Origin of the sequence: Paenibacillus sp. VCA1, from assembly GCF_031583795.1 — a bacterium.
Taxonomy (GTDB): domain Bacteria; phylum Bacillota; class Bacilli; order Paenibacillales; family Paenibacillaceae; genus Paenibacillus_AQ; species Paenibacillus_AQ albilobatus.
The window spans coordinates 1-24,909 of record NZ_JAVLSX010000013.1; the positions used below are offsets into that span (position 1 = coordinate 1).

Consider the following 24,909-nt stretch of genomic DNA (forward strand, 5'->3'; position numbering starts at 1 on the left):
CACAGACTAGGAGAAAAATCGAAAAACCGTTAATCTATAAGGTTTTATGCCCAAATTGAACACCACAGACTAGGGGCGGTACCAGCCTTCCAAGCTGGTAGCGTGGGTTCGATTCCCATCACCCGCTCCATAAAACATAAAAACAACGCCGAAGGCGTTTTTTTGTTTTATGGAGGTTTGTGGGGAAGAGAACCCACGCGCGTGGGTGCGACCGTCCGTGCAAGCTTCTTTGGGAATGACCCGATCAGGACGCGCGTCAACATCTACCTCTAGGTGCGAGCCGGAGGCTCGCTTTTTAATCGGGATGTTGAGTATTCCCATCACCCGCTCCATATCCATTCAAAAAAAAACGCCGAAAGGCGTTTTTTTGTTTACACCATCACCCTCGTGTGCCCCAGAAAATGCATCGCCGCGGAGAAGCCCGCTCCGATCATCGTCGCCCGGCTGCCGAGCGCGGAAAACGCGATTTCGAGCTGCTGCTTGTGGTAGGGGAGTGTCCGTTTGGCAACAACCCGCTGCATCGGCTCCTCCAGCCATTCGCGGGCTTCGGACAACGCGCCGCCGAGCACAATCAGCTCCGGATTAAAGCCGTTGATCAGGTTCGTCAGGCCGATGCCGAGATAGTTGCCCATGACGTGAAACTGGCCACGCGCAGCCTCGTCGCCTTCGGCGGCATAACGGACGAGCTCCCGGGTCTGATAGGAGGGGAGCTCGCTCGCCGCCAGATCGTACGCCTTCTCCGAAGCATACAGCTCCCAGCACCCGCGGCTGCCGCAGCTGCAGGGCATGCCTTCGGCTTCGATGCTCATATGGCCGGTTTCGCCGGCATATCCTCTGGAACCTTTGTACAGCTCGCCGCTGATAATGATCCCGGAACCGATCCCCGAACCCGCGCTGATATACAGCAAATGCCGGACATCTTGGCCCCGGCCGAAATGGAGCTCGCCGAGTGCCCCGCTGTTCGCTTCATTGTCAATGATGACGGGGAGCGCGAAATGCTCCTCCAGCATGCTGCGCAGATCGACCATTTCCCAGCCGAGGTTGGGCGCAAACAGGACAACCCCGTTCTCGTCGACCATGCCGGGCACCCCGACGCCGATGCCCACGATGCCGTAGTGGGTTGACGGGACGCCTGCGATCAGCCCGGCAATCATCGTTTTCATTTGTTCAAACGTATAAGCAAGATCGTGCCGGCGAAGCGGGGCCTCCGTTTCGGCGAGCACGTTCCCGTTCAAATCGCACAGGACGGCGGAGATCTGCTTGACGCGCAGCTCCATGCCGATCACGCAGCCGGCCATCGCGTTAAAATGCAAAATGAGAGGTTTGCGCCCGCCGCTCGATTCGCCCGGACCGGCTTCGAGGACAAGCTGCTCCTGCTGCAGCTCGGCTACCAAGTTGGACACGGTCGCTTTGTTCAGTCCCGTAATTTCCGAAATTCGGGCGCGGGACAGCTCGGGATGCCTGCGGATCGTATGCAGGATCAGCGATTTGTTTATTTTTTTGACGAGGGCCTGGTCGCCGGTTACATTCATGTCAAACACATCCTTCAGGGAACCTTTCGATATTCCAAAATAAAAGAATTTGTATGTTTCTCGCTTCTAATCAGGCTTTTATTTCATCCGCGAAACGGAATCTCCGCCGGTCAAGACGGCGATGCCGTTTATGATCGTATCCCCCTAGTCTAGTGTCTTCTTTTGCAAAATGCAACATGATAAAAATACTTAGTTTAACCAATATACAAAGTCAAAACTTTGTGTTAGGATGGTGTTGTAAAGGCTTTCGTCGATAAAAAATAGCAGGGTAAAACATACAGTATCCAAGGAGGAGCATGCGCAATGGCATATTTTGAAAACGTCGGAAAAATCAATTACGAGGGCAGCCGCTCGACCAATCCGTTTGCGTTCAAGTACTATAATCCGGAGGAAAAAGTTGCCGGCAAAACGATGGAAGAGCATCTGCGCTTCGCCATGGCTTATTGGCATACGTTGACCGCGGGCGGAACCGACCCGTTCGGCAGCGAAACCGCGGTCCGCGGCTGGGATCACCTCAGCGGCATGGATAAGGCGAAAGCCCGCGTGGAAGCCGCTTTTGAATTCATGGATAAAATGAATCTGCAGTACTTCTGCTTCCATGACGTCGACATCGCGCCGGAAGGCGGCAGCTTGAAGGAATTTTTCAACAACATTGACACGATCGTGGACCTCATTGAGCAGGGCATGAAATCTTCCGGCAAAAAGCTGCTGTGGAACACGGCGAACATGTTCACGAATCCGCGCTACATGCACGGCGCAGGTTCGACCTGCAACGCCGACGTATACGCATATGCGGCGGCCCAAATCAAGAAAGGCCTTGAGGTCGGCAAACGTCTCGGAGCGGAAAACTACGTTTTCTGGGGCGGCCGCGAAGGTTACGAAACACTGCTTAACACCGACATGCAGCTGGAAATGGACAACATGGCCCGCCTGTTCTCCATGGCAGTGGATTACGCGAAGGAAATCGGCTTTGACGCCCAGTTCCTGATCGAGCCGAAGCCAAAAGAGCCGACGAAACACCAATATGATTTTGATGCGGCAACGACGATTTCGTTCCTGCAAAAATACGGTCTCGACAAACATTTCAAACTGAACCTGGAAGCCAACCATGCGACGCTGGCAGGCCATACGTTCGAGCATGAGCTGCGCGTGGCGCGGATCAACGGCATGCTGGGTTCGCTCGACGCCAACCAAGGCGACATGCTGCTCGGATGGGACACGGACGAATTCCCTGTGAACATCTACGACGCAACGCTGACGTTGTACGAAGTGCTCAAAAACGACGGCCTCGGCAAAGGCGGCATCAACTTCGACGCGAAAGTGCGCCGTCCGTCTTTTGAGCCGGAGGATCTGTTCCTGGCCCATATCGCCGGCATGGATACGTATGCCAAAGGGCTGAAAGTAGCCGCCAAGCTGATCGAAGACCGCGTGTTCGACGACTTCATCGAAAAACGTTACAGCAGCTTCAAGGAAGGCGTCGGCGCCGAGATCGTTTCCGGCAAAGCGACGCTGGCTTCCCTGTCCGAATATGCGATGAACAACGACCAGCCCCGCAAAAACGAATCCGGACGCCAGGAAATGCTGAAATCGCTGTTGAACCAATACATTTTGGCGGAATAAGCAAAGGTTCGCGAAAGGGACGCGAGCAAAAAAAGTATGCAGCGGAGGTTGCCTGAAGAAGCATTCTTCGGCAGCCTCTTTCTTTTTAAAAGATAAGGAAGTATAAACCTTCCGTGCCAAAGCATCCTTAACTCGCAAAAAAATTTTCGCTAAAATGCGGTCCGTCTTCGGTGAAAGTACGTCGATAGACGTTTTTCTTTTAAAAGAATCTAGCCTTGGGAGGCGCTATTCATGAAATACGTAATCGGAATCGACATCGGGACCAGCGCGGTCAAATCCGTGCTTGTGTCGGAGGAAGGCCAGGTGGTCTGCGAGCACGCGGAAAGCTACCCGCTGCATCGCCCGAATCCGGGCTGGAGCGAGCAACATCCGGAGGATTGGGCGGAGCGCACCATCGTGAGCCTGCGTAAATTGATGGAGAAATCCCAGGCCGACCCGTCCGACGTGGAAGGCATCAGCTTTTCCGGACAGATGCACGGGCTGGTGCTGGTGGACGCGGAAGGAAAGGTGCTCCGTCCGGCCATTTTGTGGAACGATACGCGGACGACGACACAATGCCGCCAAATCGAACAAAAGCTTGGAAACAATCTGCTCGACATTGCGCGCAACCGTGCGTTGGAAGGGTTTACGCTTCCGAAAATATTGTGGGTGCAGGAGCATGAACCGGAAATTCTGTCCCAAGCTTCGCTCTTTTTGCTGCCGAAGGATTACGTCCGATACCGTCTGACGGGCGAGTTTGCGATGGATTATTCGGATGCGGCCGGCACGCTGCTGCTCGACGTGGCGGAAAAAGCGTGGAGCGCGGACATTGCCGGCGCATTTGATCTGCCCTTGTCGCTTTGTCCGAAGCTGGTGGAATCCTCCGAGCTGACGGGCACGCTGCTCCCGGAAGTGGCTGAAGCGGCAGGGCTTCTCCCCTCGACGAAGGTGTTTGCGGGCGGGGCGGATAATGCTTGCGGAGCGATCGGCGGGGGCATTTTGGGCGAAGGCAAAACGATGTGCAGCATCGGCACGTCGGGCGTCGTCCTTTCCTATGAAAGCCGGAAAGACGTCAATCCGCAGGGGAAAATGCATTTCTTCAACCACGGGGAAGAGAACGCCTTTTACGTGATGGGCGTCACTTTGGCGGCGGGGCACAGCCTTTCCTGGTTTAAAGAAACGTTTGCGAAGGAATCCTCCTTTGACGAGCTGCTGAAGGGCATCGAAGACATTCCGGCGGGGAGCGGCGGACTGCTGTTTACGCCGTACATTTCCGGCGAGCGCACGCCCCATCCGGATGCGGACATCCGCGGCAGCTTCATCGGCATGGATTCGGGCCATGCGCTAAAGCATTTTGCGCGTGCGGTTTTGGAGGGCATCACGTTTTCGCTGCGCGAGTCCATCGGCATCATCCGCGGGTCCGGCAAGGAAATTACCGAGGTGACGGCGATCGGCGGCGGCGCTCAGAACGAAACCTGGCTGCAAATGCAGGCGGATATTTTTAATGCCGACATCGTCAAACTCGAAAGCGAGCAGGGGCCTGCCATGGGTGCCGCCATGCTGGCGGCGTACGGCTGCGGATGGTTTCCGTCGCTTGAAGCGTGCGCGAAGAAGTTTATCCGTCCGGCTGAAGTCTTTTCGCCGAATCCGGAGCAGGTCAAGCAGTATGACGGTTTGTTTACGGTATATCAAGACGTATACGGCCAAACCAAGGAATTGAACCAAAGGCTTGCGGCCTACCGCAAATAGGATATAAAGTTAGAAGGTAAGAAAGGGAACGGCATCCGTAAGGGATGGGGACGCTTTCGGTAACTGACTCGCCGTGGGGGAAACAGACATGTGGCACCGCTTCGTCACGTTATTAAACGATATCAAAATACGGAATAAGCTGCTGCTGTCTTTCCTGCTTGCGGCGCTCCTGCCGGTGCTGCTGGTCGGGGGATACCTCACCGCCGAAATGAGGCAGATGGCGTTCAACAACGCGATGGAGCAAGCTTCGACGAACGTCGACCGGATCAAAAAGAGGACCGAGGAGGTCATTCGCGTCTCGCTCGACATTTCTTACCGTTTATCCAACGACGCCAGGCTTAAAAAGCTGGCGAACCGGCATTATGAAAGCGTATACGACGTGGTCGAGGCCTACAGGGAATATCCCGACATGCGGGAATATTTAAGACTCTATAAAGAAATATCCAACATCCGTCTTTATACCGACAACGCGACGCTGCTCAACAACTGGGAGCTGATCAACGCGTCGGACGAGATCAAGGCCAGCGACTGGTACGGGCATGCGCTCAAGCATGAAAGCCTGGTCAGCTGGCGGTATATCGAGGACGAACGCGACCATAAAAAATATTTGAGCCTGGTGCGGACGATCGAACTCGAAAGCTTGAAAAAATACGGCGTGCTGGTGCTGAACGTAAACGCGAACATGCTGAACTCCATCCTGAACCAGGAAACCTTCGATACGATGATCGTGGACGATCAGGACAACATCGTCGCGGCCAACCGCGATGATTGGAAGGACAAGAAGCTGACCGACCTTTCGCTCGACCGCAACATGATGACCAAACGCAGCGGGACTTTCGAGGCCACGCTCAACGGCGTCCCTTCCAAAGTGCTGATCGACGAGCTCAAACCGGTTTCCAGCGAAAACGGGGTGCGGATCATTTCCGTTTTTTCGATCGGCAGCATCGTCAAGGAACCGAACAAAATCATCCGATTGGCGCTTACGGTCATCGTGATCAGCATCATTTTGGCTTTCCTGCTCATTTATGGCGTCTCGTCCCTGTTTTCCCGGCGGATGCTGCGGCTCAGCAGGCATATTAACCGGGTCGGGCTCGGGGATTTCGACACGACGCTGCAAATCGACGGCAAGGATGAAATCGGGCTGTTGTCCAGGCAGTTCAACTCCATGGTCCGCAACATCCACGACTTGATGGAGGAAGTGACGGTGTCCAATGAACGGAACCGGCTGCTGGAGCAAAAACAAAGCGAAATCCGCTTTAAAATGCTGGCCAGCCAAATCAATCCCCATTTTCTGTTTAATGCGCTGGAATCGATCCGGATGGAGGCCCATATGCAAGGGCAGACGGAAATTGCGAGAATCGTGCGGCTGCTCGGCAAAATGATGCGGAACAACCTCGAGGTCGGCAACAGCAAAATCCCACTGAAGCAGGAGCTGGAGATGGTCCGCTGTTACCTGGAGATTCAGCGTTTTCGTTATGAGGACCGGCTCCGGTACGAGTTTCAAGTCGATCCGGATCTGGAGGCGCTGTACGTGCCCCCGCTGATCATCCAGCCGCTGGTGGAAAACGCCGTCGTGCACGGCTTGGACAATACGGCGGAAGGAGCGGTCGTCAAAGTTCGGATTCAGAGGAAAAACAACGCGGCCGAGTTCACCATCACGGATAACGGTATCGGCATAACGGAGGAGAGAATGGACAAAATCATGCGGACGCTGGAAGATACGGAGGAACGGGAAGGCGAGCGGATCGGGCTGCGCAACGTGCATGTCCGGTTGAAGCTTACGTATGGGGAACCATGCGGTTTATCCATACATAGCCGGCCCGGCAGCGGGACGGCGATCTCCTTCGCCATTCCGATGGAAGGGGGGTGATGGATGATGCTGAAGGTATTGATCGTTGATGACGAACCGAAGCTGCGCGAAGGCTTGCGAACGTTGATCCCTTGGGAAGAACAGGGGTATCGGGTGGTCGATGCGGCGGCGAACGGCCAGGAGGCTTTAGAGAAATACGAAGCGCATAAACCCGAGTTGATTTTGGCGGACATCCGGATGCCGGGCATGGACGGTCTGCAGCTCATTCAGGAGCTGCGCAGCCGCGGAGCGGACAGCCATATGCTGATTCTGAGCGGTTATGCCGACTTCGAGTATGCCAAACGCGCGATTTCCTGCCGCGTCGACGGTTATTTGCTCAAACCGGTGGACGAGGACGAACTCGTATCCTATCTCGAACAAATCCGGGAGGCGATCGAAAAAGAGCGGCAGTTCAACCAGTGGAGCCGGGAAGAACCGGCCCGGAGCAAAGAGGCGGTGCTGAAGGAATTGCTGCTGCCGGAGTCCGGCTCATTGGATGGCGGACGGCTGGCGAGCCTGGCGGCTTCCCTCGGCATTCCGGAAGGGCCTTGCGAGGTCGTGCTGCTGCGGCTCGGGCGATTGCAGGCGGCTGACGAAGAGGCGTTGTCCCGGATCCGGCAGGCTTTGGACGAGGGCTTTCGGCAGCAAGCGCTAGGTATATGCTTCCACTTTCCTCCGTATCTCGGACTTCTTCTAACGACACCGCCGGAATGCCGGGAAGGCGATCGGGAGCTGTACCGGATGATCCCGGAGTTTATGTCCGCGGGGGGCGCGGAGGGGCTGGCCTTCAGCGCGGCGGCGGGCGGAATGGTGTCCGGGCCGGAGGAGGCGCATATTTCCTTGGCGGCGGCAAGCGACGGGCTGAAGCGAAGTTTTTTCTGCCCGCAAGATACGTTCATACGGAACCGTTCGGCGGAGGTTTGGCAGGAAGAAGAGGGAGACCCGGTTTTGGAGCCTGACGAAGCCGAACACCGGCTGCTGCTTGTTTTGGAGACCGGCAATTCCGCAAAACTGGAGCCCCTCGTCGAAGCGATATGCCGGCGCATGGCGGCCGAAGGAATGGATGAATTGAAGTTTAAGGAGAATCTGATCCGGCTGGCGGGCAGCGTGCTGATCCGTTTGGAATCGTCCCATCCGGATATGCGCGCTTTTTGGACGGAGCACGGGGTTCCGGTCGGCGCTTTTTACGCAAGCAGTCACATAAGCGAACTGACCGGTTCGGCCGTCGCTTATTTTATGGAAATTTCCGAAAGGATGCGCTGCGAAAGCCGGGGAAGCGAGATCGAGCGTATGTCGGAACTGATCGAGCGGCGTTACAATGAAAACTTGAAGCTCGAAACGCTGGCCGATCTGTTTAACTATAACAGCGCTTACCTGGGGAAAATGTTCAAAAATACGACCGGCGAATATTTTAACACATATTTGGATAAGGTCCGCATCGAAAAAGCGAAGGCATTTTTGGACCAAGGCATGAAGGTGTACGAAGTCGCCGAAAAAGTGGGATATATGAACCCGGATTATTTTAATATGAAATTCCGCAAATATGTCGGGGTATCTCCAACCTCTTACCGTAAGGGAAAATGACGGTAAGGGGTTTTCTTTTTTTGCATTCAAGGAACGGGTGTTCGGAGCTGGCGAAAATGTCTAATTTTCACAGGATTTTATCTCTAATTTTTCGGGTACTGCAATCGCTTACAACAATTTAAAATGGGGGTATAGAGAGGAGGGCATGTGCATTGAGAGCGGCAGCCAACATAACAGACAGCGCTCCGGTTCGCGGGGGTAAGCCCGGCAGGAGGCCGGCGTCCCGAAAACGTTTTTGGAAAACGTTCCGAAACCAGAAGTATTTGTATCTGATGTCGATTCCGTTCGTCATTTGGGTGTTCGTGTTCAGCTATCTCCCGTTATGGGGATGGACGATGGCATTTCAAAAATATAAGCCGGCGCGAAGCTTTTTCGAGCAGGAATGGGTGGGCTTCGAACATTTCAAGACGCTTTTCCACGACGAACAGTTTCTTTTGTCCCTGCGCAATACGCTGGCGATGAGCACCATGGGGCTGATTGCGGGTTTCGTGTTCCCGATTTTGTTCGCCATTTTGCTGAACGAGGTGCGCCTCAGCGTGTTCAAACGTTTTGCCCAAACGATTTCGTATTTGCCCCATTTCGTGTCGTGGGTCGTGGCGGCGGGGATCGTCACCAAAATGTTGTCCACCGACAACGGACTGGTCAACGATGTGCTGCTGGGACTCGGGCTCATTCACGAACCGATCCAGTTTATGGCGAAGGGGCATCTGTTCTGGGGGATCGTGACCTTGTCGGACGTGTGGAAGGAAACCGGGTGGAACGCCATTATTTATTTGGCCGCCATCGCGGGCATCGGTCCCGAGCTGTACGAAGCGGCGCGGGTGGACGGGGCAAGCCGTTTCCGCCAAATATGGCATATTACGCTGCCGGGAATCCGGCCGACCATTATCGTACTCCTCATCATGTCCGTCGGCAACTTGCTGAACATCGGCTTCGAGAAGCAGTTCCTGCTCGGCAACAACCTGGTGACGGATTATTCGCAGGTGCTTGACCTGTATTCGCTGAAATACGGACTTGGCATGGCCCGTTATTCCTTCGGTACGGCGATCAACATTTTCAACTCGGTTATCAGCGTCGTGCTGTTGTTCACCATTAACGGCATTTTCAAGCGCACGACGAAAGAAAGCCTGTTATAGGATGCCGGGGACGGCCCTTACATACGGCTTCTTGCAAGCGACAACATTTTGGGAAAGGGGGAAACGATCGTGGGGAATACAGCATTTGCGCGCGGCAAATCCTGGTCCGACCGGATTTTTGATACGGTGGTATATGTGTTGGTGCTGTTCGTCGTCGTGGTGACCGTTTATCCGTTCCTGAACGTGCTTGCCATCTCGCTGAACGATTCCATCGACAGCGTGCGCGGCGGAATTACCGTTTTTCCCCGAAAGTTCACTTGGGATAATTATACAAAAATATTTACGTTCAGCGGATTGGTCACGGGCTTCAAAATATCGGCGCTCCGCACCGTGATGGGCACGCTGCTTGGGCTGCTCAGCGCATCGATGCTTGCGTTTTCGATCAGCCGCCAGGATTTTCAAGGACGGAAATTCGTGTCCACATGTCTCGCGTTGACGATGTACGTATCCGGAGGACTTATTCCGACTTACATGCTGATGAAGGATTTGGGCCTCATGAACACGTTTGCGGTTTATATTTTGCCGGGTGTCGTAAGCGCTTTTAATGTTTTCGTCATGCGATCCTTTATCGACGGCATCCCGTATGCGCTGCAGGAATCGGCCAAGCTTGACGGGGCCAACGATTTTACGATTTACTGGCGGGTGATCCTGCCGCTGACCAAGCCGGCTTTGGCGACGATCTCGCTATTTTTGGCGGTGGGACAATGGAATGCCTGGTTCGATACGTACCTGTACAATGGTTCCAGCGAGTCGCTGACGACGCTTCAGTATGAGCTGATGAAAGTGCTGCAGAGCACGACGGCGGGCAGCGGCGGCGATTACCGGACGAACGTAGTGGCAACCGCAGTCAATCAGGTGTCGCCGGAGTCGATCAAAATGGCCATCACCATTATCGTCACCGTGCCGATTTTGCTGGTGTATCCGTTCCTGCAAAAGTATTTTGTCAAAGGCATGACGCTCGGCGCGGTCAAAAGCTGACCTTTGACGGTCCGAAACGGTATGATCAGGGGCGCTTAGCGGCTCCCATGTTGTACAGATAGATCAGTTTGGAAGATCCATTCGAATCCATCAGGAGGGGTGCAAGTATGGCAAGCAACAGAAAGAGAAAAACGACAGCTTCGGTTTTGCTGCTCGTTTCCGCCTTGTTTGTCGGCATGTTGGCCGGATGCGGGGGGAATAACGGCAGCGACGCGGAGGTAAAAACAGGCGGCTCCGGCAAGGAGGCAGCGACGGGCAGCGACAATTCGCCGATCACGTTCTCCTTTTTCAGCGCCGACCCGAGTCCGAACTGGACGGGGATGAAGGACGAAATCGGCAAGGTGCTTACGGAAAAAACCGGCGTGACCCTGGACGCGGAGTTCGCCGTCGGCGATCCGCAGCAGAAGGTGGCTTTGATCGCATCCAGCGGGCAATATCCCGACCTCATCAGCGCCAAAAACGATATCAGCAAGCTCGTCGACGCAGGCGCCATGCTGGATCTGACCGATCTCATCGACAAGTATGCTCCAAACATTAAAAAAGTGCTTGGCGATTCCTTGAAACGCGCCCGTTACAGCGATGAAGACCATGCCATCTACGCTATTCCGACTTATGCGGGGGTAGGGCAGCAGTACTTCCAGGCCGGCGGCGGCTTCGAACTCCAGCACCGGGCGGTCGCCGAAGCGGGATATCCGGAAATCCGGACGGTCCAGGATTATGAAAACGTGATCAAATCATATATCGAAAAACATCCGACGGACGAAAACGGCAACAAAAACATCGGCCTGACGTTAAACGCCGACGACTGGTACATGTACATTACGGTCACGAACCCGGCTTTTTACACGACGGGCTCGCCGGACGACGGCGAATACGCGATCGACGTGGATACGCAAAAGGTTACGTACCATTTCCGGCGCCCCGTGGAAAAAGAATATTTCCGCTGGCTCAATCATATGAACGATATCGGGCTGCTTGATCCGGAAAGCTTCGTGCAAAAATACGACCAATACAAAGCAAAGATCGCAACCGGCCGCGTCATCGGCCTGATCGATCAGGACTGGGCTTACGGCGACGCTGAAAAGGCGCTGAAAGCGGCGGGCAAATTCGATCAGGGCTACGGCCATTATCCGGTGACTTTAACCAAGGAATACAAAGAAACATCGTTCTGGCCGACAGGTTATATGGCAGGCTACGGCATCGGCATCAGCAAAGACTGCAAAGACCCGGTCCGCGCGATCAAATTCCTCGATTACCTGGCTTCCGATGAAGGGCAAGTGCTGCTGAACTGGGGAATTGAAGGCAAACACTACAACGTCGAAAACGGCAAACGCGTCATTCCGAAGGAAATCAGCGACCGCAAGGTTAACGACGCAACCAACTTCACCAAGGAAACAGGCATCGGCCTCTACAACACGCTTGGCGTTCATTACGGCGACGGCGTAAAAGATTCGACCGGAAACTACTACACGACGAACTTCCCGGAGCAAATCCAGACCTCGTACAACGAAGTCGAAAAGAAAACGCTGGCCGCCTACAACGTCAAATCGTGGAGAGATCTGTTCCCGAAAGAAGACGAGTTTAAAGTCAAACCTTGGGGCGCGGCATGGAATATCAACATTCCGGGCGACAGCGAAATCGTCGTGCTGGACAACAAGCTGAAGGATATTACGTGGAAACGGATTCCGGAAGCGATTTTGGCCAAACCGGCCGATTTCGATAAGGTATGGGACGCGTACATGAAAGATATCGAAAAAGCGGGCGTCGAAAAAGCCGAAACGCTGCGCGAGGAGCTCGTGAAAAAACGCGTGAAGCTGTGGAATGAATAATACCGCCCGCTAGGGCATTTAAAGGGATGCAAAAAAAATGAATGGCGGGAAGTTTTGGCTGGTCAAAGCCGGGGCTTCCCGCCTGTTACCTGGGGTGAGCTTAAAAGATGAAATTTAGCGACGGCAATTGGTTGACTCTGCCCGGCTTCGAAATTATGAGCCCGATTCAGGCTTATGACCCGAAAGCCCGGGAAAAAACGGTAAGCGTGTACGCTTCGCCCCGGGATTTGACGCCGCGCTGGGCGATGCTTGACTTGCCCATGCTGACGGTGGGCCTTTCTTCCCCGATGGAGGACGTCATTCGCGTGTTCGTTCACCATCACAAAGGCGGAGCGCCGCTGAAGCCCGAATTCCGAATCCATGAACAAGAGGACCACGAGGTTCAAACGGGGCTTGGCGATGAAGAGGTTTGGCTGCAAAGCGGGCGGCTCAAGGCAAGCATCCGCCGCAGCGGCGACTGGGGCATGTCCTTTTATCAGGACGGCAAACGGATCACGGGGAGCGGACTTAAGGCGCTCGCCCACATTACGCGCGCGGACGGTCAAACCTTCATGCGCGAACAGCTTGATTTGGGCGTCGGCGAGCATATCTATGGACTTGGGGAACGGTTTACGCCGTTCGTCAAAAACGGGCAATCGCTCGACATTTGGAACCGCGACGGCGGCACGGGCACGGAGCAGGCCTACAAAAACATTCCTTTTTATCTGTCGAGCAAAGGATACGGCGTGTTCGTCAACAATCCGGGTCTCGTTTCCTTCGAAGTGGGTTCCGAGAAGGTGTCGAAGGTGCAGTTCAGCGTCGAAGGGGAAAAGCTGGAGTATTTCATCGTAGGCGGAGAAACGCTGCGGCATGTGCTGCAAAATTATACGGCGCTCACCGGCAAGCCGGCGCTTCCTCCGGCCTGGACCTTCGGCTTGTGGTTGACCACCTCTTTTACGACCGATTACGACGAACAGACGGTCATGAGCTTCGTCGACGGCATGAAGGAACACGACCTTCCGCTGCATGTGTTCCACTTCGACTGCTTTTGGATGAAGCCGCTCCATTGGACGGATTTCGAATGGGACGAGGCCGTATTCCCGGATCCGCGGGGATTGCTGGAACGATTGAAAGCAAAAGGGCTGAAAATTTGCGTCTGGATCAACCCGTATATCAGCGAGCAGTCGCGATTGTTTGATGAAGGGGCCGAGAACGGCTATTTCCTGAAAAACAAGGACGGCGGCGTCTGGCAGTGGGACCGTTGGCAGCCGGGGATGGCGATCGTTGATTTCACGAATCCGAATGCGTGCCGCTGGTACGGCGATTATTTGCGCGAGCTTGTCGATATGGGCGTGGATTCGTTCAAGACGGACTTCGGCGAGCGGATTCCGACCGACGCGGTTTATTTTGACGGCTCCGACCCGCACCGGATGCATAACTATTACACCCAGCTTTACAACCAAACGGTGTTTGAAGTGCTGGAAGAAAAGCTCGGCAAAGGGGAAGCGGCTTTGTTCGCCCGGTCCGCGACGGCCGGGGGCCAGCAGTTCCCGGTCCACTGGGGCGGGGATTGCACGGCCAACTACGATTCGATGGCGGAAAGCCTGCGCGGAGGCCTTTCCTTGGGCCTGTCCGGCTTCGGCTTCTGGAGCCACGATATCGGGGGCTTCGAAAGCACGGCACCGGCCGACGTCTATATGCGCTGGGCGGCATTTGGCCTGCTGTCCAGCCACAGCCGCCTTCACGGCAACCAATCGTACCGCGTGCCGTGGTTGTTCGGGGAGGAAGCCGTAGAGGTGATGCGATTTTTCACGAAGCTCAAATGCCGCCTGATGCCGTACCTGTTCGGCGCCGCCGTGGACGCTTCGGTCCTGGGGCTGCCATTGATGCGGGCGATGGTGCTCGAGTTCCCGGATGATCCGGGATGCCGTACGCTCGACCGGCAGTACATGCTGGGCGATTCGCTTTTGGTTGCGCCGGTTTTCAGCGAAGACGGACAAGTCGAGTTTTATTTGCCGCCGGGTACGTGGAATTCCTTCCTGACGGGAGAGCAAGTGCAGGGCGGCCGTTGGATCACGGAGCAGCACGGTTTCATGAGCCTGCCGCTCTACGTGCGTCCGGGCAGCATCATCCCGGTCGGCGCCGTGGACGATAAACCGGACTATGATTTTGCGGACGGCGTGGAGCTTCATATCTTTGCGCCGGAGGAAGGCAAGGAGATGCGGGTGACCGTTCCGGACCTGAAAGGGAAGCCCGCGCTGCAGGCAAAAGCGGTTTTGGCCGGCGGCGAACTTTCCGTGCGCGTCGAGGCGTCGGGCACTTCGGACTGGAAGGCCGTTTTACCGGGCGTAAGCCAGGTGGCGAGCGTGAAAGGCGGCCGGGCGGCGAGCACGGAGCGCGGAATCGTCGTGACGCCGGATGCCAGCGCCGCGGAACTGACGATTTGCTTTTGAACCGGGAAGCGGAAAGCGTGCAAATATTTGAGCGTCTGGATTTTGCAAAAACCTCGCGTGTAATATTTTGCGGAAAATGCATTTGGAGGAAGGAACCTTCCGCCCGCCTATGGAAAGCTCATGGCAAGTAAGATGAGTTGAAAAATGGGTCTGGGAAGGGGAAAACGCGAATGAGTCAATACAGAAAAACATTATGGTATAGGGGGCCGGCCGAGGAGTGGACCGAAGCTTTGCCCGTCGGAAGCGGGCGGCTGGGCGGCATGGTGTTCGGCAGAGACCGGGAAGAGCGGATTCAGCTGAACGAAGACACCTTTTGGTCGGGGTTCCCGCGGGATACGTTAAATTATGAAGCGCTCCGCCATCTGAATCTTGCCAAGGAATTGGCGGCCCAGGGAAGATACACCGAGGCGGAGGCGCTGATCGAAGGAAGCATGATCGGCCGCCGGAGCGAATCCTATCAACCGCTTGGCGATTTGCATATCGCAACCCGCATCGAAGGAGAAATCCGAAACTACCGCCGGACGCTGGATTTGGAGGAGGCCGTGGTAGAGGCGGGATTTGAAGCTGATGGCGTAAAAATCGTCCGGGAGGTGCTCGCCAGCCATGCGGACGACGTGATCGCCGTTCATATCCGCGCCGAAAAGGCCGACGGAAGCGGCGAAGCGGCGCTGCCCGATATGGAAGTCTGGCTGTCTTCCCCGCATCCGTGCCGGATCGAAGGGGATGGGGCGCTGGTATTAACCGGCCGCAGTCCGTCCCATGTCGCGGAAAATTACCGCGGCGACCATCCGCGTCCGGTTCTGTACGAGGACACGATGGGGCTTAGCTTCTCGGTGATGCTGACCGCGAAAACCCAAGGCGGTGAGGCGAAAACGGAGAACGGGCGCTTGATCATCCGGCAGGCCGGGGCTGTATTGCTCCTGCTTACGGCGGCGACGGATTTCGTCGGATACGACGTCATGCCGGGACGGGACGGGTTGCCGCCGGCTGCAACATGCTCGCGGATTTTGCGGGACGCGCCGGCAGAGTTTGAAGAGATTCGGGAGCGACACGTGCAGGATTACCGCTCCTTGTTTGACCGCTGCGATTTGCTCCTCGGTACGGAGACCCCGGGGACGGAAGCGGGAGCAGCCGCGAACCTCCCTGCGGATGAACGGCTGACAGCCTATCGGGGCGGAGCGTACGATCCCGAGCTGGAAAGCCTGCTCTTTCATTACGGGCGGTATTTGATGATCGCCGGCTCCAGGCCCGGTACCCAAGCCCTGAACCTGCAAGGGATTTGGAATCCGCATCTTCAGCCGCCATGGAACAGCAATTATACGACCAACATCAATACGGAAATGAACTATTGGCCGGCGGAAAGCTGCAGCCTGGGAGAATGCCACGAGCCGCTTTTCGACCTGATCCGCGAGCTCAGCGACAGCGGCGGGCGTACTGCCGCGGTCCATTACGGTTGCCGCGGGTGGGCCGCGCATCATAACACCGATTTGTGGCGGATGTCGACGCCGTCGGCAGGCAGCGCCAAATGGGCGTTTTGGCCGATGGCCGGTGTCTGGCTGTCCAGGCATTTATGGGAGAGGTATGCGTTCCGGCCGGATCTTTCGTTTTTACGGGAAACGGCGTATCCGATCTTGAAAGGAGCCGCGCTGTTTTGCCTGGATTGGCTGGTGCAGCGTCCGGACGGCGCATGGACGACACCTTTATCGACGTCGCCGGAGAACGTTTTTCTGACGGCGGACGGCACGCCGTGCAGCATAGCGCAAGGCTCCGCCATGGATATGGCCTTGATCGACGAGCTGTTCGGCCACTGTATTCAGGCGTCGGCCATTTTGAACACGGATGCCGAGCTCCGCGACGGGCTGGCGGCACGGCGGGAACGGCTGGCCCATCCGGGCATCGGGCCCGACGGGCGGGTCAGGGAGTGGAGCGGGGATTTTGCCGAGCATGAACCGGGACACCGGCATGTTTCCCATTTGTACGGCTTGTATCCCGGGAATGCCATCCATCCGCGGCTGACGCCGGAGCTTGCCGAAGCCGCCTCGGCGACGCTTGAGGCGAGACTTGCGGCCGGCAGCGGCCATACCGGCTGGAGCGCAGCCTGGATGATCAATTTATTCGCCCGGCTGGGCGACGGGGAACGGGCTTACCGCAGCATCCACCGGGTGTTGACCGATTCGACCCTGCCGAACCTGTTCGGCAACCACCCGCCGTTTCAGATCGACGGCAACTTTGGGTTTACGGCGGGGGTGGCGGAGATGCTGCTTCAAAGCCATGCCGGTGGTCTGGAGTTGCTCCCGGCGCTGCCTGAAGCCTGGAGTTGCGGCAAGGTTAAAGGGCTGGCCGCCCGCGGCGGCTTTACCGTCGCCATGGAATGGGCGGAAGGCCGGCTGATCCAGGCGAACATCACGTCCACGCATGGCCGCGCCTGCCGGATTTTGAACGGGGACGTTTATGTCGTCCAGCGCCAAGACGGGACCTTGGTTTCGGCCGCGGAAGAATTTGCGACGCAGCCGGGCGAGATCTATACGATAACACCGATGTGAGAGGAGAAATGGCATGAGCATATTTCAACTTTCGTCCGATTTCCGCTGGGGGGCCGCGACGGCCTCCTGTCAGATCGAAGGGGCGTACGACGAGGACGGGCGCGGGCTTTCGATCTGGGATACGTTTTCCCATACGTGGGGAAAGGTGGAAAACGGGGACAACCGAGTAAAGGGGGAGGCCGAATTTGATCCATCCGAAGCTGCCGAAAATTTGGTATGGCGGAGACTATAATCCGGAGCAGTGGGGGCCGGAAGAGTGGAAGGAAGACCACCGGATGTTCAAGCTGGCCGGGATCGACGTCGTGACGATCAACGTTTTTTCCTGGGCGCTGAACCAGCCGGATGAACATACGTACGATTTCGCCTGGCTGGACGAAACGATGGACCGCCTGCATGCGGACGGCATCGGCGTCGTGCTGGCGACGAGCACGGCGGCGCATCCGGCCTGGATGGCCAAACGGCATCCGGACGTGACCCGGGTCGATTTTTACGGGCGGAAGCGCAAGTTCGGCGGACGGCATAATTCCTGCCCGAACAGCCCGACGTACCGCAAATATTCCGGACTGATCGCCGGCAAGCTGGCGGAGCGCTACAAGGATCATCCCGCGCTACTGCTCTGGCATGTCTCGAACGAATACGGGGGTTACTGTTACTGCGAACGATGCGAGGCGGCTTTTCGCGAATGGCTGCAAAACCGCTACCGAACGCTCGATGCCGTCAATCAAGCATGGAATACGCGCTTCTGGGGACATACGTTTTACGATTGGGACGACATCGTGCTTCCAAGCGGCCTCAGCGAAGAAGGGGAAGGCAACGTCAGCGCGTTTCAAGGCATTTCGCTTGATTATCGCCGGTTTATGTCGGACAGCCTGCTGGCATGCTACAAAATCGAAGCGGAGGCGATCCGCGAGCACAGCAAGGACGTGCCGGTTACGACCAACCTGATGGGAACGTACCCGGAGCTGAACTATTTCGATTGGGCCAAAGAGATGGATGTCATCTCCTGGGACAATTACCCGTCGCTTAACACGCCCGTCAGCGAAACGGCGATGGTGCATGATTTGATGCGCGGGCTGAAGGACGGGATGCCGTTCCTGTTGATGGAGCAGACGCCGAGCCAGCAGAACTGGCAGGCCTACAACTCGCTCAAAAGACCCGGCGTCATGCGGCTGTGGAGCTATCAGGCCGTCGCCCGCGGCGCGGATACGGTCATGTTTTTCCAAATGCGGCGTTCGATCGGGGCTTGCGAGAAGTTTCACGGCGCGGTCATCGAGCACGCGGGGCACGAGCATACGCGCGTATTCCGCGAGGTCGCCGAGCTCGGCGAAGAGCTGAAACGGCTCGGGGACAGGCTTCTCGACGCCCGAAGCGATGCAAAGGTGGCGATCCTTTATGATTGGGAAAACCGCTGGGCGATCGAGCTTTCGAGCGGTCCGACGGTTGAGCTGCAGTATGTGCGCGAAGTGCATAAATATTATGACGCCTTGTTCAAGCTCGGGATTCAAGCCGACATGATCAGCGTCGAAGCCGATTACAGCCGGTACGACATCGTCATCGCGCCGGTCATGTATATGGTCAAACCGGGGGTTGCCAAAAAGCTGGAGGCCTTTACGGCGGCGGGCGGCACGTTCGTCACGACGTTTTTCAGCGGCATCGTCAATGAAAACGACCGCGTCACGACCGGCGGTTATCCGGGCGAGCTTCGTCCGCTGCTTGGCATCTGGGCGGAGGAAATCGATGCCCTTCCTGCGGGCCAGTACAACCAGATCGTGATGAAAGAACCGTTTGGCGAGCTGGACGGTTCCTATGACTGCGAAATGCTGTTCGACCTGATCCATGCGGAGGGGGCCGAAGTGCTGGCGGAATACGGCTCGGATTTTTATCAAGGCATGCCTGCTTTGACCGTTCATGCTTACGGAAAAGGCAAGGCGTATTATGTGGCCACTAGCCCAGCACCGGAGTTTTTGCGTCCGTTCCTTGCCAAGCTGTGCGCGGATCAAGGGGTCAAACCTCTGGTCGAGCGGCTGCCCGATGGGGTTGAAGCCGCAAGGCGCGTGAAGGAAGGCCGTTCCTTCCTCTTCCTGTTGAACCATAACGCGGACCTTGCGGCAGTCGACATCGGCAGCGGCAAGCATCGGGATTTGCTGTCGGGACAAATACTGTCGGGAACCGTGGAACTGCCGGGACGCGGGGTATTGATATTGGAAGAGGTATAGATTCATTCAATCGAATGCTGGATTCACTTCCAATTTCTAGTGCGAAAACCATTCAGGAAATTGGAGCGCAAGAGCGACGGGAGGAATGATCCGTATCCGTAGCGTCTCTCAACAGCAAAAATGGGGCCGCCCTCAAGATCCAAGATCTTTTGGGACGGCCTCTTTTCGGTTTTCCGGTGTGCGGCGCTAGTCCACCCACCGGTTGCGGATGGCCAGCACGACCGCCTGCGTGCGGTCTTCCGCGCCGATTTTTTGCAAAATCCGATGCACATGGGTTTTGACGGTGCTTTCGCTGATATGAAGCCTCGCGGCAATGTCCTCGTTTTTCAGGCCGTAAGCCATCTCCTGAAGCACTTCCAGCTCGCGGTCGGTCAGCGGGTCGGGCAGATTGGAAAGCGCGTCCTTTTTGCCCTGCGCCGCAGCGGACATCTGTAAGGCTTCCGAAATCATTTTGGCCGCGGCGGAGGTACGGTAAATCGCTTCTCCGCGATGGGCCGCGCGAATCGAGTTCAGCAGTTCGTCCGGGTCGGCGTCTTTCAGCAAATACCCGGCGGCGCCGGCGCGAATGCCCTCATACACGTATTCCTCCAGGTCGAAGGTGGTCAGGATGATCACTTTCGCATCCGGCAGCAGCCGCTTCAACTCCCGGGTGGCTTCGATGCCGTCCTGTTCGGGCATTTGCACATCCATCAGCACGATGTCGGGGCGTTCCTTCAGGGCGAGCGTGACGGCTTCATGGCCGTTGCCGGCTTCTCCGCACCATTCCATATCCTGTTGGACTTTGATGATGAACCCGAGTCCGTGGCGGATCAAAGGCTGGTCGTCGGCAATGATGACGCGGATCCGTTCGGTGGGCATGTTGGGCCACCTCTTTCTCGTTTCGCCTGTTTAAAGACAGCGAAGCGTTTATAGTATTTTTATCATTCATGGTTCTCCTAGCGTACCTGAATAACTTCGGAACAATCGCTCATTTGCGGGGATTCTCTAACCTTTCTTTTTCGGCAGCTGCGCCACAAGCTCCAATCCATGGGGATGTATCGTACGGATCGCGAGAGAGCCTCCGGCTTTTTCGCATCTTGCCTTCATCGCCGACAGGCCGAATCCCGGCTTGACGGGAGACTCGGCCCGACCGTTATCGCGAATGGTCATGATGATGCGGTCGCGCTCCCCCGACAGCCGAATTTCGGCCGCGGTCGCCTCGGCATGGCGCAAAATGTTCGTCAATCCTTCCTGAAGGATGCGGTACAGCACGTCGATTTGTTCGGGCGGAATTTGTTCATGCAGATCGGCGGCAAAATCGACCTCAAGCCCGCTTCGTTCGGCGAAATTGTCGGCAAGCTTTTTCAGTCCGGTCATGCCGGTATGGGAGAGACCCATTTCATGAACGACCGCCCGGACGTCCTGCAGGCATCCGCGGGCGATTTCGGTCACGCTTTGCAGCGCGGAGCGCGCTTCGTCCGGGGCTGCCCGGATCATGTACGGCAGCGCCTGCAGCTGCACGATGACGGAGGTCAGACCATGCCCGATGCTGTCGTGGATATCCGCGGCGATCCGGCTTCGTTCTTCCAGAACGGCATAACGGAGCGAACGTTCGGCGGCCTCTTCCAGCTCCAGATGGGCTTCGTGAAGCTGAGCGTAGGCTTGCTCAAGCTGTTGGTGCGCTTCCGTAAGCTCCTTCAAATGCCGTTGTTCCATCCTGCGCGCGTCCTTCCGGACTTTGCTGCCCCACATCAGCAGGTAAATGCCGGCGAGTCCCATCCCATGGGTAAACAACGATTCGGGTCCCTGTCCGCTCACATAAAAGAGGAGGAAAAGGCTCGCAACGCAGGTAGCAGCCGTAAAAATGGCGGAGTGCGCCGACGGCACCCATGAGGTGACCCATCCCGTAAGGAAGATGAGCACGATATAAATCGTCGCGTTCAACCCTTCGGCAAGCCAAAACGACATGGTGCCGACCCAAATGATCGACGCGGCCGCAAGAATTATCCAGGGACGCTTGAACCGGACCGGCATCCATAACAGCGATAAGCAGCCAATCATCAGGGCCGCGCCGGGCAATGCCTCATGGAGCGGGGCGCGGCTCAGGTTTTGAACCATGGAGAAGGCGAGGAGGAGGGTGAACAGCAGGCTGCGCACGCGTGTGGCGGCGCCCGGTATTTTTGGATTGGCCTTGCTGTTTTTCATGGCGGTTACCTCCAAAACAAAAGATGCGGGCAGTCAAAGGCGAAGCATGAACGGACGCCCGAGCCGCTTTCGGTTACATGCCGCGCCGGCTCAACATGGCTTGATAACGCCGGTAAATGACGATGCGGCGGGCACAAATCGTGCCAAGCGGAATGAACATCAGCGCATTCGCGAAGCTGACGAAGGAGTGCGTCTGCCCCCAATGTTCCGCAAACAGCCTGAGGGCGAGCACGGCGACAAAAATAAGCATGCTGACCATCGAGCCCTGCGCGACAATGCTGCCGTCCTCGCGGACGCGCATTTTTTCCAGTTTACCTCTGATGACGCCAAGAGCCAATCCGACGACGACGCATAAGGCAAACATGCCGGCTTCGAGGACGCCGACCGACTGCCATTGGATCGCGGGCAGCACCATAAACGCCCACAAGGCCGGGATGATCCACATACTTACGGGTTTCACGGTTCTTTCTCTGGCCGAAAGCAATAACACAAGCACAATGATAATAATATAGTTGGAAGAATTCATCATCGTTAACCACCTCATGATTATACTTTTTTTTGAAACTTCGTTCATGTCATGATTCAAGAATATCAACAGATCCGGCGGCCGGAATCCCACCGCAAGTCGATTCTTTATCCCGGGGGTACATCCGGAGATGTATGCGGGGGTTTTTCCGGGCTTCCCTTCCTCGGATAAATTTGATACAATGGCATCGAGCATTTCATCCTAACGAAACGAGGTAACCACAATACCAATGGATACACATGGCTATTCTCTTTAATCTGCATGCCGACATGAATATGTTGCACAGGCAGTTTTCTCGCGCCAAGCGCAGGGAAGAGAGTGGTTATGTCTATTTTTCGGGATTCGTGGGCCCAGTTAAGGATGCGGAGTGCTTTTTTCGCGTTTTTGGAGGCGTATAGGGAAGCTGCGTTCCGGATTGCAGTCATGCTCCGGGTCGATGGCTCCGTATGTCCGCGTATGAACGAATAGGCATCATCCTATTTTGAATCCCTGCCGTAGGCGAGCTGCCTGCGGTTTTACTTATTTCTGATTTCAAAAGGATGATGCATAGATGATGAATATTATGAAAGCAAAACAGCTAACCAAGGAGTTTAAAGGCAAAACGATTTTTGAAAACGTGGATTTCGAAATTTTCGAAGGCGAACGGGTGGCGTTGTTCGGCGCCAACGGAGCCGGCAAAACGACGCTGCTCAACATCCTGACGGGACGGCTGTCCCCGGACCGCGGCAGCGTGGAACGCGGACTGCCTCTCGAACAGTGGGGAATGATGGAGCAGGGCTCCGAATCGCTGATGTCCTTGAAAACGCTGGATGCGGCGGGATGCGACAGCGGGGAGGTTTGGCGCGCGAAGCAGAACCTGAAGCAGCTTGAACAGCGGCTCGCGGATCCTTCCGCTTCGGAAGACGGCACCGTGCTTGACGCTTATGGACAAACGCTGGAGCGTTATGAACAGCTCGGCGGGTTCCAGTGGGAAATCGAACTCGAGCGAGTGCTTACCATGCTGAACATCGGACCGGAGTTATGGGAGCTTCCTTTTGCGGATCTGAGCGGCGGCCAGAAAACGCGGGTACGGCTGGCGGCGCTGCTGGCCAAACGCCCGGCGTTTCTGCTGCTTGACGAACCGACCAACCATCTCGACGGGGAAAGCATGGCCTGGCTCGAAACTTGGCTTAACCAATACGACGGCACGGTGTTGATCGTTTCCCATGACCGGACCTTCCTGGATCGGGTGGCGACGGGAATCTGGGAGCTGACCCCGACCGGCGCAAAAAAATACAAAGGCGGCTATTCCGACTACAAACGGGAGAAGGAGCGGGAGCTGAGGGAGCAGGAGGCGCTGTACAAAAAGCAGAAGCAGGCGAAGGAAGCGCTGGAAGAGTCGATCCGCCGTTACCAGGAATGGTTCCACCACGCCGAAAAATCGGCCGATAAAAATACCGAAACCAAAGCCGCCACTCCTTATTACAAAGCAAAAGCGAAGAAAAACATTTCCAGGTACCATGCGAAGCAAAAAGAATTGGAACGATTGGAAAAGGACAGCGTGCAGAAACCGAGGGATACGCCGAAGGTCCATATGCAGCTTGGGGACGGAGGGTTTGCGGCCCGCTACCTGCTTCGGCTGGAAGACGTAACCTTCGGTTATGATGATGTACCGTTGTTCCGGGATTTGGACTTTGATCTGTCCCGAGGCGACCGGATGGCGGTAAGAGGCCCGAACGGCAGCGGCAAATCCACCCTTCTGAAGCTGGTGCTCGGCGAGCTTGAACCGGATCAAGGGAACGTGTGGATGCATCCTGCGGTTCGCATCGGTTATTTTTCGCAGGAGCTGGAAGGCTTGAATTTGGATGAAACGCTGCTGGACAGCTTGCTGCGCCTGCCGGACATGACGGAAACGCATGCGCGCACGATTCTGGGCTGCTTTCTTTTTTCGCGGGAAGACGTGTTCAAAAAAATCGGCAATCTCAGCATGGGCGAAAAATGCCGGGCGGCGTTCGTGCAGCTCTATTTCAGCGGCGCCAACCTGCTTGTGCTGGATGAGCCGACGAACTACCTGGACATCCAGACGCGCGAGGTGGTCGAAGAGGCGCTGGCTTCGTATCCCGGGGCACTGCTCGTCGTGTCCCATGACCGGATGCTGGTCCGCAAGCTGGCGAACCGCCTGCTGACGCTTTCCCCGGACCATGAAGCTGCGCTGTTCGAAGGCACGGTAGAGGAAGAAGAGGAGCGCATGGCTAGGCATGGGGGAGTTTTAAATGAAGATCCGGAGCGGGAAAACCGGAGGCTCGCGCTTGAATGGGAAATCGCCAGGCTGCTCGAGATCGATGAGGCGGAGGGCGCCGAAGAACGCATCCGGCAAATTCGTTCGCTGCGGAAGGAACTGGAGAGCCTTTAATTCCGACCGAACGGGGCGGTGGCTTGCCACCGCCGCCCTTTTTGCTTATAATAGATGACTATAGTGTGCAAGATGAAGTAAACGTCATATATTGATGTTCAACAACAAAACAAATGCCATGATGGAGACAAGTACGCAGTGCCGCTTTACAGGGAGGAGACGCCGGAGATTGAGAGCGTTTCTATAGGGACAGGGCTGCCGAAATTCCCTCCGGAGCAGTTCCCTGAACCTTTTGTCCGGCGCGGCCGGCACGGGGCAGTAGGGGAAACCGGTTTTCGTGCCGTTAACGACGAATCAGAGTGAGAACAGGCATGCCCGTCCGCGGGCGATATGCGGTTCTAACAAGGGTGGTACCACGGT

General features: G+C 56.2%; 15 protein-coding genes, 1 pseudogene and 1 other annotated feature (1 of these 17 only partly in view). Of the genes and pseudogenes, 12 read left to right on the forward strand and 4 right to left on the reverse strand.

Features of this window, described 5'->3' with window-relative positions:
- Positions 1-371: 371 nt before the first annotated feature.
- A complete protein-coding gene (locus RJP21_RS24785; protein ID WP_310861681.1) occupies positions 372-1,532 on the reverse strand; it encodes an ROK family protein in 1,161 nt (386 codons plus the stop codon).
- 303 nt (positions 1,533-1,835) lie between these two features.
- Between RJP21_RS24785 and xylA the strand changes: the two genes are divergently transcribed.
- The 11 genes and pseudogenes from xylA to RJP21_RS24840 all read left to right on the forward strand — a co-directional run bounded on the left by xylA (position 1,836) and on the right by RJP21_RS24840 (position 19,447).
- On the forward strand, positions 1,836-3,152 hold the full coding sequence (gene xylA / locus RJP21_RS24790) for a xylose isomerase (RefSeq protein WP_310861682.1): 1,317 nt from the start codon (positions 1,836-1,838) through the stop codon (positions 3,150-3,152).
- A 231-nt stretch (positions 3,153-3,383) separates the two neighbouring features.
- On the forward strand, positions 3,384-4,880 hold the full coding sequence (gene xylB, locus RJP21_RS24795; RefSeq protein ID WP_310861683.1) for a xylulokinase: 1,497 nt from the start codon (positions 3,384-3,386) through the stop codon (positions 4,878-4,880).
- An 88-nt stretch (positions 4,881-4,968) separates the two neighbouring features.
- Positions 4,969-6,750 (forward strand): cache domain-containing sensor histidine kinase, encoded by a 1,782-nt coding sequence (locus tag RJP21_RS24800; RefSeq protein WP_310861684.1) that lies wholly within the window; start codon positions 4,969-4,971, stop codon positions 6,748-6,750.
- Positions 6,751-6,756: 6 nt separating this feature from the next.
- A complete protein-coding gene (locus RJP21_RS24805) occupies positions 6,757-8,313 on the forward strand; it encodes a response regulator transcription factor (protein WP_397386284.1) in 1,557 nt (518 codons plus the stop codon).
- A gap of 152 nt (positions 8,314-8,465) precedes the next feature.
- Positions 8,466-9,449 carry an ABC transporter permease gene (locus RJP21_RS24810; RefSeq protein ID WP_397386280.1) on the forward strand — a complete coding sequence of 328 codons (984 nt, stop codon included), beginning with the start codon at positions 8,466-8,468 and terminating at the stop codon, positions 9,447-9,449.
- A gap of 69 nt (positions 9,450-9,518) precedes the next feature.
- A complete protein-coding gene (locus RJP21_RS24815) occupies positions 9,519-10,427 on the forward strand; it encodes a carbohydrate ABC transporter permease (protein ID WP_310861686.1) in 909 nt (302 codons plus the stop codon).
- Positions 10,428-10,534: 107 nt separating this feature from the next.
- Positions 10,535-12,256, forward strand: coding sequence for an ABC transporter substrate-binding protein (locus RJP21_RS24820; RefSeq protein ID WP_310861687.1), 1,722 nt, complete (start codon positions 10,535-10,537; stop codon positions 12,254-12,256).
- Between the two features lie 107 nt (positions 12,257-12,363).
- Positions 12,364-14,688, forward strand: coding sequence for an alpha-xylosidase (gene yicI / locus RJP21_RS24825; protein ID WP_310861688.1), 2,325 nt, complete (start codon positions 12,364-12,366; stop codon positions 14,686-14,688).
- A 170-nt stretch (positions 14,689-14,858) separates the two neighbouring features.
- On the forward strand, positions 14,859-17,231 hold the full coding sequence (locus RJP21_RS24830; RefSeq protein WP_310861689.1) for a glycoside hydrolase family 95 protein: 2,373 nt from the start codon (positions 14,859-14,861) through the stop codon (positions 17,229-17,231).
- Between the two features lie 13 nt (positions 17,232-17,244).
- A pseudogene (locus RJP21_RS24835) lies at positions 17,245-17,394 on the forward strand (family 1 glycosylhydrolase); the annotation flags it as partial.
- Positions 17,395-17,416: 22 nt separating this feature from the next.
- Positions 17,417-19,447, forward strand: coding sequence for a beta-galactosidase (locus RJP21_RS24840; protein WP_310861690.1), 2,031 nt, complete (start codon positions 17,417-17,419; stop codon positions 19,445-19,447).
- Between the two features lie 186 nt (positions 19,448-19,633).
- On the opposite strand, the gene RJP21_RS24845 is transcribed toward RJP21_RS24840, so the two are convergent.
- The 3 genes from RJP21_RS24845 to RJP21_RS24855 form a co-directional block, all read right to left on the reverse strand.
- A complete protein-coding gene (locus RJP21_RS24845) occupies positions 19,634-20,305 on the reverse strand; it encodes a response regulator (protein WP_310861691.1) in 672 nt (223 codons plus the stop codon).
- Positions 20,306-20,431: 126 nt separating this feature from the next.
- A complete protein-coding gene (locus RJP21_RS24850; RefSeq protein ID WP_310861692.1) occupies positions 20,432-21,631 on the reverse strand; it encodes a sensor histidine kinase in 1,200 nt (399 codons plus the stop codon).
- A gap of 73 nt (positions 21,632-21,704) precedes the next feature.
- A complete protein-coding gene (locus RJP21_RS24855; RefSeq protein ID WP_310861693.1) occupies positions 21,705-22,160 on the reverse strand; it encodes a CcdC protein domain-containing protein in 456 nt (151 codons plus the stop codon).
- Between the two features lie 547 nt (positions 22,161-22,707).
- On the opposite strand from RJP21_RS24855, the gene abc-f reads away from it, so the two are divergent.
- Positions 22,708-24,549, forward strand: coding sequence for a ribosomal protection-like ABC-F family protein (gene abc-f / locus RJP21_RS24860; protein WP_310861694.1), 1,842 nt, complete (start codon positions 22,708-22,710; stop codon positions 24,547-24,549).
- 109 nt (positions 24,550-24,658) lie between these two features.
- Positions 24,659-24,909, forward strand: a binding site (T-box leader) (it continues 15 nt past the right edge of the window).

Excerpts from the sequence above, each read along its gene's own strand:
- xylA (WP_310861682.1), top strand. The coding sequence starts at position 1,836 with ATGGCATATTTTGAAAACGTCGGAAAAATCAATTACGAGGGCAGCCGC.
- RJP21_RS24805 (WP_397386284.1), top strand. The coding sequence starts at position 6,757 with ATGCTGAAGGTATTGATCGTTGATGACGAACCGAAGCTGCGCGAAGGC.
- RJP21_RS24855 (WP_310861693.1), bottom strand. The coding sequence starts at position 22,160 with ATGATGAATTCTTCCAACTATATTATTATCATTGTGCTTGTGTTATTG.
- xylB (WP_310861683.1), top strand. The coding sequence starts at position 3,384 with ATGAAATACGTAATCGGAATCGACATCGGGACCAGCGCGGTCAAATCC.
- RJP21_RS24845 (WP_310861691.1), bottom strand. The coding sequence starts at position 20,305 with ATGCCCACCGAACGGATCCGCGTCATCATTGCCGACGACCAGCCTTTG.
- yicI (WP_310861688.1), top strand. The coding sequence starts at position 12,364 with ATGAAATTTAGCGACGGCAATTGGTTGACTCTGCCCGGCTTCGAAATT.
- RJP21_RS24800 (WP_310861684.1), top strand. The coding sequence starts at position 4,969 with ATGTGGCACCGCTTCGTCACGTTATTAAACGATATCAAAATACGGAAT.
- RJP21_RS24785 (WP_310861681.1), bottom strand. The coding sequence starts at position 1,532 with ATGAATGTAACCGGCGACCAGGCCCTCGTCAAAAAAATAAACAAATCG.
- RJP21_RS24830 (WP_310861689.1), top strand. The coding sequence starts at position 14,859 with ATGAGTCAATACAGAAAAACATTATGGTATAGGGGGCCGGCCGAGGAG.
- RJP21_RS24820 (WP_310861687.1), top strand. The coding sequence starts at position 10,535 with ATGGCAAGCAACAGAAAGAGAAAAACGACAGCTTCGGTTTTGCTGCTC.
- RJP21_RS24850 (WP_310861692.1), bottom strand. The coding sequence starts at position 21,631 with ATGAAAAACAGCAAGGCCAATCCAAAAATACCGGGCGCCGCCACACGC.
- abc-f (WP_310861694.1), top strand. The coding sequence starts at position 22,708 with ATGATGAATATTATGAAAGCAAAACAGCTAACCAAGGAGTTTAAAGGC.